The sequence below is a fragment of the Bacteriovorax sp. DB6_IX genome (assembly GCF_000447775.1).
GTDB lineage: Bacteria > Bdellovibrionota > Bacteriovoracia > Bacteriovoracales > Bacteriovoracaceae > Halobacteriovorax_A.
This window is the reverse complement of record NZ_AUNJ01000032.1, coordinates 1-13465: the sequence shown is the minus strand read 5'-3', so window position 1 is coordinate 13465 and position 13465 is coordinate 1. Positions and strand designations below refer to the sequence as shown.

The window sequence follows — 13465 nt, the reverse complement described above, 5'->3', positions numbered from 1 at the left end:
AATGTCTGCACATTTATACTTTTTTCATTGTTTAAGTCGTTGAAATTAGGCTTAAGGTGCTGCTGATATTTCTTAAGTAAAAGTTTGAGATGTCGATAAACAGGACATGAAGAAGATAGTAATGGCGTTTATAGGTTTAGGGATGGTCAGTGCGAGTGCAGTGGCCGGGTATAATAATACAGGTGATTATTGGAAGTGTACTAATCGCTCTGGTGGTTCGTGGAATTTTGGTCGAGCACCAAATTCGTGTGATGTTTATCACTTTGTTGATCCAGACTATGTGGTTAATGAATTCACTCCAGTGATTTTTAACGATAGTAATAATGTTGATGAGGAAAGAAGAGAGTATATGAATTATATGTACTCGGTTCTTAGAGAAACAGCATCTTATTATATTAAGTCACGAGATCCTGAAGTTAGCGATGATGAGCACGATGCATTCGTAGCTGCCTCATTTGCAATTGCACACCAGGAAAGTTACTGGTCTCATTATAGGGTTCCATCAAATGGAAGACTGCAGTTTATGAGAGGTGACTACGGGCATGGGCATGGAATGATGCAAGTTGATGATCGTTGGCACTTTGCTGCAGTTAATGAAGGAAAGGGTGCAAACCTTATCTTTAATATCGTTTACTCTTTAGAAGAGTACTACGATGCATGGAAAGTCGCTCCTTCTAAGAGTTGTGTTTCTAGTCCTACTGATTGGTACGCAAGGTCTCGAAGTGCATACTCTGCCTATAATGGTGGTATTTCTAAAATTTGTCGTTGGACCAATCCAAACGATAAATGGGCAAGAAATGATAAAGGTTTTAAAACTAAATTTGATAATAAATCATGGGAGTCATATGTTGATGATTTCTATGCTCCATCGTTTGTTGATCCAGAGTGTATCGTAGCAGGTGGAGTAAATTGTCAAAATGATGGTAGTTCAGACCCAACTCCACGTAAGAATATTATTTATCGTTCAAGTGAATTTGGAAACTGTATCTTCGATGAGGAATTAGAGGTTTTTAAATGCACAGAAGATCGATTTGCCCAATGTCTTCATCATAAAGTCTATGGCGGAAGCGTTTCACGTGTTTCATTTGGAAAGGTTAAAGAAGAATGGGATGTTTATACGTTTGAAGAAGTGGAAACTGAGGGGATTTGTTCAAGTGTCACAGGCCTCATCGCTCCAGGGAGTCATATCTCATTAGGAAAGAATATCAATGTGAGAAGAACACCAGGTGGTGAGAAACTAGGAACAATGTCTAGTGGAAAAATCACTCAGGTTCTCTCGTATGAAGTGACAGACGCCTCCCTTCTTAAAAGATACTATCAAATCTCTTTTGGAAGTAAGATTGGATATATTTACGCCGGGGATAAGAATGACTACAGTTCTTGGGCAAAGGTTTCTCAAGGAAGCTTAAATTATCAAAGTGTTGCCAAGGTCGCAGACTTTGTTTCTCCATTTGAAAATCATACTGCAATTGAAGATCGTGATATTTCTCTAGATACAGAACAAAGGTATCAAGTTAGAGCTGTGACTTATAAAGATGATCTAAGCCTCATCTATACTCTTGATGTGGATGGACAAGACTATAGTTTCTATGCGGGTTCACTCAATCCTTATACAGTAGATGATCTCTTTAAAATGGTAGATGAAGAGGTTGATGAACCTTCTAAACCAGAAATTAAATATGGAAGATTAAGTAAGAATATTTGGTGGAAGAAAATGTATAAATGTCCAAGTACTAGTTGTTCAAAAGCAGGAACACTTCGTGGACCAAGACTTACAAGTAGCAAGCTAAAAATCTATGAGAATAGAAATGGCTGGCTCAAGGTTGAGCAAAAAGGAAAGGTTGGTTGGATCCAACAATGGTACGTTAAGATTTATTAGGAATAGCATATGTTAAAAAAGTTTACAATTGCCTTTACTGGCCTAACTCTGTGTCTCGGTGCTTATTACTATGTTGGGCATAATAAAGAGTCAAAGCGTATCGGTCTTTTTGATCGCAAAAATCCTTACTCAAGAAAGCCGGCAAGTTTACCTATTCGTAGGGAAGTTGTACAAAAAGAAGTAAAGAAAGAGGTGAAAGTAGAAACCCTCGATGTGGCCAAATCTCGTCTGGCCAAGATTAAGGATTGTTACACGCAAAAGTGTAATATTTCTTCAAATGATTCAAGAGAGTATGACCTAAGCGTAGGTCAAAGTTTGAAGAAAGAGCTATTTTCGCTCTATGAGCAAACACTTCGCAATGAAGTTATTGACGATAGAATTACTGAGATAGGTATTGAATATCTAGGTGTTTCAGATGGACATGTTAAAGAGGCGGCGCTTTTACTTTTAAGTACACAAGAGCCTTCCCAAGAGGCTTTAAATGCAATCACTGAAAATGTTCTTGATTACCATGATGCTAACCTTATAGGGTTAGCTTTGATGGAGTTGGAGAAGTATAAAACTGGCGAGTTTGATGTCGTTATTAAAGATAGCTTTATAAAGAACTTTAAAAAGGGAAGTCTCCTTGTAAAAGAAGCTCTTGCTAAAGGGATTTATAAATTTGTTAATGAAGAAAATCGAAATGACTATGGAGAAATCTTAAGGTCACTACCAAAGAACTCTAAAGTTAGAAAAAATTTAAAGGCAACTCTAGATCGTTATGATTATAATACAAGACTATAGGTTCAACCTATAGTCTTACTTCCATTGCCTTCATGACCTTAACCCCTGATGGATTTACATCACACATATAAGCTAAGACTTCGACACCTTTTCTAGAGGCTTCTCTTAAGAGTCTTGCATATTCAGGATCAATATCTTGTGCAGGACTAAAGTATTCTACATCTTGTCTTTGAACAATGTAGAGCATGCACGCTCTATCACCTGAACTATGAATATCCATAAGCTCTCTCAAATGTTTTTGACCTCTTTCTGAAACAGAGTCGGGAAATATCGCCGCCCCATTTTCTCCAAGCATCGTAACATTTTTTACTTCAACAAAGCATTTACGTGTGGCCTTCTTATGATTCTCCCCATCAAAGAGGAGAATATCAATACGGCTTTGACCGATCTTAATTTCTGGCTTTATTCCTTCATATCCTTGAAGTTCGCTGATTGTTCCATCTTCAATCGCCTCAACTGATATTTTATTTGGTAGAGAGGTATTAATACCAATCCACGTATCTCCATTATTTGTCATCTCAAGAGAGAACTTGAGTTTCCTCTTTGGGTTATCGTGGAAGCTAAGTGCTGAGTCCCAATTGGGTTCCCAACAGGTTTTCATACTTCCAGTATTGGCCGTGTGAACAGTAATGATATCGCCCTTCTTATGCTCATTAAAATCTTCATCTAACTGAATATCAGCTAAAAACCTCTTGTAGCGCTTAAGTATCTTTCCTCTAATGATTGGCTGTTCAAATTGCATGGTAATGTCCTGTTTTTTTTATTTGGCCTTGTTTAGCGATAGCCTACCAAAGAGATAGGGTACTGGCCAAAATAAGTTTGAAAATCCTAAGAATTTGGTACAATCAAACTAGGGAGAAAAGTGCATGTCTAATATTCTAATCATTTCAGATAATGAGGTTCTGAACTCATTATATACTGTCAATTTGAAGATCTATACAGGAGCTTCAGTTTCGACGTGCACATCTCTTGAAGATGCTATTGAATATATTGAAAATCCTGATAATAAGATTGATGTAGTTTACTCTCTTTGTATGATTGAAAATGAAGATACAGCCCTTTTGGCCTATCACCATCTGATTGAGAATGGGCGAGAGGTTCCCATAATCGTCATCGGAAATCAATCTGAAGCTCCCGATGAAGTTTCTGTTGTTGGAAATCCATATGATATTCGAGGTATTGTTCAGCAAGCGGCTTCAAATCTTGGGATAACGGCAAAAGATATGGCAGAAGCTGAAACTCCTGACTATTATCCCATGCCGATTAGAATGTACTTTTCTCTAGAGACAGCACCTTGTGATACCTATTACAGAGTGAGAGAGAAGGATGGGAAGCTAAGATATCACAAAATTTTCTTGGCCAATGAAGGAATTTGGCCAAAGGTAAAAGACTATTTAGATGAGGGGGTTTCGACTCTCTATGTTCCTGCGGCCATGAGGTTTTCTTTTGCTAAATTTGTCACAGGGCAATTGATTGATAAGTTAAATAATGTCATCGAAGACCCTAAATCTAAGACTGGGGAAAAACTTGATGTTGTTGAGCAGGGGATTGAAACTGTCGCGGAGCAAATATTTGAGGGTGAGATGACAAAAGAGGTTATCGAACTTTCTAATAAATGTATGGAGACAATGGAAGAAGTTATTGATGATGTTCCAGATCTCAAAAAACTTCTTAAAGAGTTAACGGCCAATAAATCAGGATTCCTCTATAGCCATTCCATTATTGCTGGTTTTGTGGCCACTCATATATTAGATAATATTGAATGGGGAGGGGACTCTCATAAAGAGAAGCTTAAATTTGTTCTTTTCTTCCATGATATGTATCTAACAAGTGTTTATAAGAATCATCCTGAATTGATGTATGAAGATAAGCTTATTTTTGATGGAAATTTAACAGAAGAAGAAAAAGAGATCGTGGTTTCTCATGCTGCAGAAGCTGCCGAGGCCATTAAGCGTTATCCAAAATGTCCTCTAGGAGTTGATTCTATTATAAGACAGCACCATGGAACATCTAATGGATTAGGTTTTGCGACAACTTATAAAGATGATATTTCTCCTCTGGCAAAAGTACTGATTATTTCAGAAGCCTTTACTGAAGAGATGTATAAAACTCTACAAAATGGGCAGAAAGTTGAAATTCCTGTGATTATCGAAGGACTGACTGAAAAGTTTCCCAAGCACACATATGTGAAGATTTCTAAAACCCTTGAAACTCTTAAACTATAGATCTTTGAAGTGCCGATAGTGGCTCTTTAAAATTCCCTTGATTGTAAATACTCTTCATCTCTCTAAAGATATTGAGAAGAACTCCAGGGTCTTTTCCATCAGAGACTAGTCTCGTAACAAAGTTGTTAGAGAGAATGAAAGCACAAGAGTGAGCAGTCAGTTTATTATTCGTGAGTTTGTGAGGGAAACCATCTCCCTTTGGTCTTTCGTGATGTTGAGCAATAATAAAATCCGTATCAGGGTAACCTTGAAAGTATTGGGCCATGCTTGCTGCTTTTAGTGGGTGATCTTTAAACTCTTCTTGCTCTGAAACCGTGAACATTTGAAGTTGCGGATCTTCAAGTGAGCGTATTTTTGAGAGATCATCATTCGTGAGCATTGAATCGTATAGTAGGGATGCAAGTCCAAGCTTTTTTCTCGACGTTTCACTGGCCCAGCCAAGTGCTGTGAGAATTGTTTCTGAAAGATACATTGTCATCACGGCCTGTTCGGCCAAGTCTGAATGGGCCTTTGGAAATAGTGGTAGAATATTTCTAAACTTCTTGTACTCAAGTGTGACATCCCTTGTGATAGAGATCACTTTGTCACAGAGTTTTATAAGGTTTTCTGAGACACCAACTGTTTGAACATACTGATGAATAATAAGCACTGAGCGAATTTGATTAGCAATAATTTTCTTGGCCGAGAGTTTTGGACTATCAAAAATAATGAGTAGCTTTTCAATACCGTCTTCTAAGAATTTCAAGTATTCATTCTTTTGAAGATAGAGAAACTTTACATTCTTCTTGGCATAAGCATTAATATCACTATGAGAGTATCTCTTATTTGCAGAGATAATTTTTATAAACTTCGTTTGTGTCAGTTCCAGATAGACATCGTAGGGAAGAGAGTCGAAGAGATAGAAGTTTCTTAGCTTCATGGGAAGTAGTTCTTCACGATCTATTTCCTCAATGGATTGCTCAAACTCTTCATGTGAAGCCCAGTCAATGGCCTTTTTGATGGCCTCTTTAAATTTTGGAATTTCAATTGGGCGAATTACGATATCGTTGATTTCACTTTTTAAATAAAGCTCTTCGGCTACGCGGTCTTGGATATAGGCCTTCGCTCCCAGAAAGATTACTGGCCTTTCCCCTGAGACTTCGAGAATTCTCTTTGTTAGCTCTGTTGGAGAATCTGTCTTGATTGAAGCTTCTATTAAGATAAGAGCAAATGGTCCTTCATAACTTAGGTATTCGATAGCGTCATTCCCATCGAGAACACAGATCAATTCTACTTTTGGAAAGTGAGAGGCAAAGAGGTTGCGGATGTGATTCCACTCTTCTTTATCGTCACAGATATATAAGGCTTTCATCTATAAGATGCTCCATTTTGTCATTGGCCAATTATTATGTACTAGTTCTTGACTGAGAACTAATTAATTATGTAAGTATCCATAAATACGTTAGTTCTATTCTATCAGGTCTGGCATAGGTTTCAATGTTTTTGCCAAGAAACTGAGGGAGAATTAGCATTTATCATCTTAATTTTATTGAACTTAGTTATGGAAAAGATCTTATCTAAAATAGAAGAGTACTGGCCGCAGGTAAAAGAGAGTGGGGAGTCTTGTCGACTCTTTCACGGTCGTGGTGGCCGTTATGAAGGATTAAAGCATATCACTGTGGATTGGTTCTCACCTGTTCTCTATGTGAAGTTCTACGAAGAAGATCTTGAGCGAGAGGGGCAGCTGGTAGAAAAATTAAGAGCTAAATTTGAAAGACCCATTGTTCTTCATAAGAGGTATTCAAATCAATTTGAACTTTTTGGAATTAGTGAAGAAGAGCTCTCACAGGTTCATGCCTGCGAACTTGGACTTAAGTATGAGCTACGAATTGGTGTTAATCAAAATCATGGTTTCTTTCTTGATATGAGAGAGGGAAAGAAGTGGGTGAAGGAGTTCTTGCAAGAAGCTCCCAATGCTAAGGTCCTCAATCTCTTTGCTTATACTTGCTCGTTTTCTGTTCTGGCCAAGAGTTTAGGGGCGGCAGAAGTTCATAATGTTGACGTCTCAAAATCATTTCTAGAGTGGGGTAGAAGAAATCACCATCTCAATGATCAGAATACTGAGGGGATTTTCTTTCACAAGAAGGATGTCCTAAAATCCCTCGGTTGGTTGGCAAAGAAAGGGCCATATGACCTTGTTATCTATGATCCACCAAGTTTTCAAAAGAGTCGTTTTGCCTATGAAAAAGACTATCGTAAGGTAGTGAAACAACTGGAAAAGCTTGTGAAAAAGGGCGGGGTTGTCGCTTCGTGTCTAAATACACCTTTTGAAAAATCTGGTTTTATTGTAGATTTATACAGAAATCAGTTGCAAGACTTTGAATATATAAATACTCTTTATTCACCTGAGGGGTTTGAGGAAGAGGATAAGGAAAACGGTGTCAAGATCTGCGTTTTCCAGAGGCGATAGTCATGTTTAAAACATTTCTAGAAGTTCAGAATATTCTTAGTAAGTATAAGAATATAAGGGTTGCAATGGAGTTTGCTGCGCCTTCTATCGCCGAATTTGTTGGTGTCGACCGTATTATCATTTCAAAAAGAGAAATCGATGAAAATAGCCAAAAGATTTATCTCGGTGTCTTTCATGAGTGGTATAAAGACGGTGTGGGTTCTCGTTATATGGGGAATGAGACTCCGAGAAAGATTTTTGTGGACGACGTCTTTAAAATCTATCAAACAACAGTTGCTATTAAGAAACCAATGATATTTAAGGAAGCTGACTTTGCTCAGATCCAAGTTCCTGTATTGAAGGATCTTTATAGGGATTCTGATATTAAATCGACTGCTACTGTTGGTCTCTATGTTCACAATGAACTTTGGGGAACCATCACTATTCACAATGTAGACGAAGAAAAAGATTATATTGCCGACGAAAGTATTGATCGTCTTCAGATGGTGGCCAATGAGTTTGGTTCTTATCTGTGCATGTATGATCATAGCGTACTTGAATCTCAAAAAAGAGTAGATGACCATTCAGTGAGAATGACTGATCTTGGTAAAATGGCCGCAGGTATTGCTCATGAGATTAACAATCCTATTTTCATTATTGGGGGATTTGCAACTCGTATTGAGCAATTAGTCGATGAGAAAGAAGTTCTCAATAAAGAAGACGAGACTCGTATTTGTCTTGATATGATTCAGAAAAACTGTAAGAAGGTGACAAATATCGTTGAGGGTCTAAGGCTGATGTCGAGAAATTCTGAAAAGGATGAGTTCGAAGTTTTTGATCTCAATGAAGTTATTAAGAGAACAGTTGATATTAGTAAAGACCGCTTCCAGATGGAATCAATTGATCTGTGTACGGATCTCAGTGATGGAGAGTTACTTATTGAGTGCAAACCTGGGCAGCTTTCTCAGGTTGTAACTAATCTGTTGAATAATTCTTATGACTCAATGACTGCTCAAAAAATTAAAGGGCAGGTTAAAATTAAAACTCAAAATGTGGACGGTGATGCGGTTCTCTCAATTACCGACGCAGGTCCTAGACTGAGTGACGAAGTTGTTAAAAATATCATGGAGCCATTTTTTACAACTAAAGCTCCTGGTAAGGGAACTGGCTTAGGTCTTAGTATATGTAAGGAAATTATCAAACGTTTCAATGGAAATATTTCCGTTGATCAGAATTGCCCAAATGTGAAGTTTGATATACGCTTACCCTTAATTTCATTTGAAGAAGAATCTGAAGACTTTTGAAGGAGAAGTATGAAAGAGCTAATTTTAGGGATGATTGATGTTGGTTGTATTCAGTTTTCTCCTAAAGAGCCCTTCACATATGCTTCTGGTTTAAAAGGCCCAATTTATTGTGATAATCGACTTATTCCAAGTCATCCTAAGTTACGAGAATTGGTTGCTCAAGAATTCTCTCGTATAATTGATTCCAACAAACTTGATTATGATTTTGTCACTGGAGTGGCAACTGCGGGGATTACACATGCTACTATGTTGGCCCATGTTAGAGGTGAGCCAATGGCCTATGTTCGAAGTAAGCCAAAAGGTCACGGACAGGGGAGAATGGTAGAAGGTGATGTAAGTCAGGGACAAAGGCTTCTGCTTGTGGAAGACTTGATCAATCAGGGTTCGAGTATTGGAAAAGTGATTGAAGGAGTGAGGGCCCAGGGAATGGTTGTTGATAATGCTCTTTGTATTGTTGACTATCAAATGGAAAAAGCCCGTAACTATCTTGAATCATTGAACGTTGCTCATTTTTCACTCATTAATTTTCGCGAATTGGTCGATATGGCCTTAACAGAGAAAATTATTGATGAAGAAGAATTCGAACTCCTACTTAAGTGGCATGAAAGACCAGAATCTTGGTCCTAATCAAGTTAGTTTTAGACGCGGCTCGTGTCGACATTCTAATTGTTTACATGTAGTTAGAAGTTACCACATAGTGTAGTTTCGCGAATTTATACAATTTCAATCAATAGATTGTTTATATATTAATGGAGGTTTTATGTCTGACAACGCTAAATTAGAGTTTAAAGGCGAAGTGTATGAGTTACCTGTAATTACAGGAACTGAAAATGAGAAGGCAATTGATATTACAAAACTCCGTGCTCAAAGTGGTTTAATCACGATTGACAATGGTTTTATGAACACTGGTTCATGCCAGTCAAAGGTTACTTTCCTTAATGGTGAGAAAGGAATCCTAAGATATAGAGGATATCCAATTGAACAACTAGCAGAGAAATCTGACTTTGTTGAAACATCATACCTACTATACAATGGTGAGCTACCAACAAAAGCACAGAGAGAAGCTTTCTATGCTGATATTACAAAGCATGCGAAGTTACCAGAAGGTGTAAAGAATATTCTTAACCAATTTCCTGCAGACGCTCACCCAATGGGTGTTGTTTCGGCAACTGTTTCGGCCCTAAGTGGATTCTACCCAGAGTTCCTAGGTCCAGAAGCGACTGATGAAGTTAAGGAAAGAGCTATTGCTCAACTTATGGCCCAAGTAAAAATTATCATGGCCAACTTCTATAGAAAGACTGTTGGAAAAGATCCAATTGAGTCAAATCCTGCTCTAGGATACTCAAAAGATTTCTTAAATATGATGTTTGATGGAGAAGTTGATGATGATGTCGCTAAGGCACTTGATACTCTTCTTATTCTTCACGCTGATCACGAGCAAAACTGTTCAGCTTCAACTGTAAGAGTTGTTGGTTCTTCTCACGCAAATATCTTTGCTTCAATCTCTGCTGGTATTGACGCTCTTTGGGGACAACTACACGGTGGAGCTAACCAAGCTGTACTTGAGATGCTTGAGGAAATTAAGGCTGACGGTGGTGATTACGAGAAATTCATTGCTAAGGCAAAAGATAAGAATGACCCATTTAGACTTATGGGATTTGGACACAGAGTTTATAAGAACTTTGATCCAAGAGCTAAGATCATTAAAGTGGCCTGTGACACAATTCTTGAAAAACTTAATGTTCAAGATCCACTTCTTGATATTGCTAAAGGACTTGAAGAAGTTGCTCTTAAAGATGAGTACTTCGTACAGAGAAACCTTTATCCAAATGTTGATTTCTACTCAGGGATTATCTACAAGGCCCTAGGGATTCCAACAAATATGTTTACAGCAATGTTCGTCCTTGGACGTCTTCCTGGTTGGCTTTCTCAGTGGAAAGAGCTTAGAGAAGATGGTACTGCAAAAATTGCAAGACCACGTCAGGTATACACTGGTGAGACAGAAAGAAATTATAAAGATATTTCAGAGAGATAATCTTAATAATCAAAAGGCCCTCTAAATAGAGGGCTTTTTTGAATCTCTAAAACCGTTTCCTCTTGTGAGGCCTTCTATGTTACCTCTATCAAAAATCCAACCTTGTCTTTTAGAAGATCTAAGTGAAACTGAAATTGTAAAATGCCTAAAAGATTTAAGTGATGGCTTTACGAAGTCTCGTCATAAAATTGATGATCTCTATGCTTCACGAAAGCATATTAGTAGTTATGCGAGTTTTTATTTACCTACGAATATGTACAAGATGGAGTTTCTACTTTCTCAGCTTCCTGAGAAGCTCTTAGAGCAATTGAGAGGATCAACAATAATTGAGGTCGGAACTGGTCCAGGAACCTATATTTTCGCCCTTATTGAGGCCCTTAAATGCCAAATGTGCTCATTTGTTGGTGTTGATCATTCTCCCCTTATGTTGGAGCAAGCAAAGAAGTTACATGATAGTCTATATCCTTGTTCTGACATTACATGGCGAGCGGATATTCCTAAAGTTGATGGCGAGAAGACCCTTGTTTTTGGAAACTCTCTCAATGAAATGGGGCACTATAGTGCTCTTAAGTTAGTTAAGAGTAATAAGGCAAAAATAGTCATTTGTATTGAGCCAGGAACTAAGGATTCTTTTGAAAATATGGGGCAGTTTAGAGAGGGGATGATTAAAGATGGTTATCAAATTCTCTACCCGTGCACTTCTAATGGTCCTTGTCCAATTATTAAAGATAAGAAAGATGATTGGTGTCATCAGGTTGTAAGAACCAAGCTCGATGATTCTATCGAACGCTTAAGTCAGATGATCAAACTCGATCGTAAGACGATGCCAGCGATTTTTCATGTCTACATCCGCAACGAGTTTGCAGCTTTAAATGATTCAAGCGGGAAGTATCGAATCGTGAGAACGGTAAAAAATATCAAGCATGCTTTCTTGTGGGATATTTGTCTGACAGAAGGTGATGACAATAAGATTGTTAGAATTGAGGTGATGAAGAAAGATTTTAAAAAGAAAGAAGTTAAACTTCTTGAGGCCATGAGTACAGGTCATTTAATTGATTTTGAAATCACTAAGAAGCTATCTGCAGACAAATGGAGAGTGAAGCTTTCACATTCAATTTTAGATGAACTTTAACAAATCAAAATAAAAGATATTTTTCTTTGTTAAAAAATCTTTGAGATTGAATTTTTCTTCGACAAAACATAGTCAAAACTCTTTTAAAAAATTTAGTTTTGCTTATACTTTCTCTTATGACAAAGAGAATATTATACGTAGAAGATGAAAGAGAGTTTGTAGAATTAGTGGCCCAAGAGTTCAATACAAAGAACTACACATATATTCATTCGGCCAAGTTATCTGAAGCTGCGGCTAAAGCGAGGAATCAGAAGTTTGATGTCATTGTAACTGATATAAAGTTGGAGTCGGGAACTGGTGATCAATTGATTAAAACGATTAAATCGAATCCACAGCATATGAATTACAAGACTCCAGTGATTGTCTCTAGTGCATACTTGACTTCAGATATTATAAAGAGCCTGCATGATAAGATAAATAAAGTTTTAGTGAAGCCTCACTATGCTTCAGATATTGTGACTGCAATTGATAGTTTATAAAAATTAGGAAGAAATTTAGGAATAAAAAAGGCCACGAAAGTGGCCTTTAAATATTGAAATAGAAAAGTTTCTATAATTACTTTTTCTTTCCAAGTGAAGCGTAGTGAGAACCAAACTTCTTCTTGAATTTTTCAATTCTACCTTCAGTATCAAGGATTTTTTGCTTACCTGTGTAGAATGGGTGAGAAGCACTTGAGATATCAAGTTTAATCATTGGGTACTCTTTCCCGTTATAAGTAGTTGTAAGATCAGTTTTCATTGTTGATCTTGTAAGAATTTCGAAATCAGAAGAAACGTCTTTGAAAACGATTTCTCTGTACTCTGGATGGATATCCTTTTTCATATGAACCTCTTTATTGTTGCATTGACTGTTACAATGCGGGATTTTTAAAATATAAGTCCAAGCAATTTCGCTGATTTGGTATCTTTTGTCAAGGGCCTTTAGTGGGCACTGCAACTACTACAACCATCCTTACGAGCAGGATCTATAAAGCTCCAGTGACTATAGTTTTTGTTGATAAAATCAATGGCCTCTTGAAGGTCCTCAAAGTCCTTTTGAAAGACTTCAGTATCTTGATCGTCAATAACTGTAGGGCAGTAGAGTTGGACGAATTCTCCGTCTTTTTCAGTACCTACAATTGAGATTAAGGCCTTGAAGAACTCACTATTGTAGTAAGAATAGTTCCAGTTTGTAAGATTTAGCGACATGACATCATTTTTAACAGTTAGCACTTGCCATGACAATGGAATTTTAGTAAGTTTTCATTCTAGAAATTTGCCTAAATTGGATTATTACTAATTATTAGAAATAAAAAGATATAAGTTATTAATATTTGGAGGATAAAATGGCTAAGGGACCTAGAGTTGTAATCACGTTAGAATGTACAGAAGCCAGAGGAATGGGGAAAACACCTTCTCGTTACACTACAACTAAGAACAAGAAGACTACACCAGAAAGAATTGAAATTAAAAAATACAATCCTTTCCTAAGAAAGCACACTGTTCATAAAGAAATCAAGTAATTCGATTTTTTATATAGCATTTAAAAAGCCTCCTTTTTGGGAGGCTTTTTTTATGCCCTTGCACCCCAAAAACTTACTGTTTCTAGTAGGTTACGCCGAAAATATCTCTCAAGATAGACGTTCAATTTTCCGATATATAATAGAGTAAGATGAGTGAAGTTCGTTAGGAGACTGTCTT

General features: G+C 37.3%; 14 protein-coding genes. 10 read left to right on the top strand and 4 right to left on the bottom strand.

Annotated elements, in window-relative coordinates:
- Nucleotides 1–106 precede the first annotated feature (106 nt).
- Complete coding sequence (locus M901_RS01065; RefSeq protein ID WP_198295316.1) at nucleotides 107–1879, top strand: hypothetical protein; 1773 nt, start codon at nucleotides 107–109, stop codon at nucleotides 1877–1879.
- Between the two features lie 9 nt (nucleotides 1880–1888).
- Nucleotides 1889–2662, top strand: coding sequence for a hypothetical protein (locus M901_RS01060; protein WP_021276302.1), 774 nt, complete (start codon nucleotides 1889–1891; stop codon nucleotides 2660–2662).
- A gap of 7 nt (nucleotides 2663–2669) precedes the next feature.
- Here the strand turns inward: M901_RS01060 and sfsA are convergent, their stop codons facing one another.
- Nucleotides 2670–3404: a DNA/RNA nuclease SfsA gene (gene sfsA, locus M901_RS01055; RefSeq protein WP_021276311.1), complete on the bottom strand. Its 735-nt coding sequence runs from the start codon at nucleotides 3402–3404 to the stop codon at nucleotides 2670–2672.
- Nucleotides 3405–3528: 124 nt separating this feature from the next.
- Here sfsA and M901_RS01050 point away from each other — a divergent pair, with 124 nt between their 5' ends.
- Nucleotides 3529–4887, top strand: a complete 1359-nt coding sequence (locus M901_RS01050) for an HD domain-containing phosphohydrolase (RefSeq protein ID WP_021276314.1) — start codon at nucleotides 3529–3531, stop codon at nucleotides 4885–4887.
- Here the strand turns inward: M901_RS01050 and M901_RS01045 are convergent.
- Entirely contained in the window at nucleotides 4877–6238 is a 1362-nt protein-coding gene (locus tag M901_RS01045; protein WP_021276310.1) for an HD domain-containing phosphohydrolase, read from the bottom strand. The genes M901_RS01050 and M901_RS01045 overlap by 11 nt on opposite strands.
- Before the next feature lie 189 nt (nucleotides 6239–6427).
- Between M901_RS01045 and M901_RS01040 the strand changes: the two genes are divergently transcribed.
- The 6 genes from M901_RS01040 (at nucleotide 6428) to M901_RS01015 (ending at nucleotide 12265) form a co-directional block, all read left to right on the top strand.
- Nucleotides 6428–7336, top strand: a complete 909-nt coding sequence (locus M901_RS01040) for a class I SAM-dependent methyltransferase (protein WP_021276307.1) — start codon at nucleotides 6428–6430, stop codon at nucleotides 7334–7336.
- Between the two features lie 2 nt (nucleotides 7337–7338).
- Complete coding sequence (locus M901_RS01035; protein ID WP_021276290.1) at nucleotides 7339–8619, top strand: GAF domain-containing sensor histidine kinase; 1281 nt, start codon at nucleotides 7339–7341, stop codon at nucleotides 8617–8619.
- A 9-nt stretch (nucleotides 8620–8628) separates the two neighbouring features.
- The gene (gene pyrE / locus M901_RS01030; protein WP_021276299.1) at nucleotides 8629–9246 is read left to right on the top strand and encodes an orotate phosphoribosyltransferase; all 618 of its coding nucleotides are present in this window, start codon (nucleotides 8629–8631) and stop codon (nucleotides 9244–9246) included.
- Between the two features lie 133 nt (nucleotides 9247–9379).
- Nucleotides 9380–10654 (top strand): citrate synthase, encoded by a 1275-nt coding sequence (locus M901_RS01025; protein WP_021276297.1) that lies wholly within the window; start codon nucleotides 9380–9382, stop codon nucleotides 10652–10654.
- Nucleotides 10655–10730: 76 nt separating this feature from the next.
- The gene (locus M901_RS01020; RefSeq protein ID WP_021276301.1) at nucleotides 10731–11786 is read left to right on the top strand and encodes a small ribosomal subunit Rsm22 family protein; all 1056 of its coding nucleotides are present in this window, start codon (nucleotides 10731–10733) and stop codon (nucleotides 11784–11786) included.
- A 116-nt stretch (nucleotides 11787–11902) separates the two neighbouring features.
- On the top strand, nucleotides 11903–12265 hold the full coding sequence (locus M901_RS01015; RefSeq protein WP_198295315.1) for a response regulator: 363 nt from the start codon (nucleotides 11903–11905) through the stop codon (nucleotides 12263–12265).
- Between the two features lie 76 nt (nucleotides 12266–12341).
- On the opposite strand, the gene M901_RS01010 is transcribed toward M901_RS01015, so the two are convergent.
- Nucleotides 12342–12608 carry a type B 50S ribosomal protein L31 gene (locus M901_RS01010; protein ID WP_021276306.1) on the bottom strand — a complete coding sequence of 89 codons (267 nt, stop codon included), beginning with the start codon at nucleotides 12606–12608 and terminating at the stop codon, nucleotides 12342–12344.
- 98 nt (nucleotides 12609–12706) lie between these two features.
- On the bottom strand, nucleotides 12707–12973 hold the full coding sequence (locus M901_RS01005) for a hypothetical protein (RefSeq protein ID WP_021276295.1): 267 nt from the start codon (nucleotides 12971–12973) through the stop codon (nucleotides 12707–12709).
- 137 nt (nucleotides 12974–13110) lie between these two features.
- Between M901_RS01005 and rpmG the strand changes: the two genes are divergently transcribed.
- Nucleotides 13111–13287, top strand: coding sequence for a 50S ribosomal protein L33 (gene rpmG / locus M901_RS01000; protein ID WP_021276303.1), 177 nt, complete (start codon nucleotides 13111–13113; stop codon nucleotides 13285–13287).
- The last annotated feature ends 178 nt before the right edge of the window (nucleotides 13288–13465 follow it).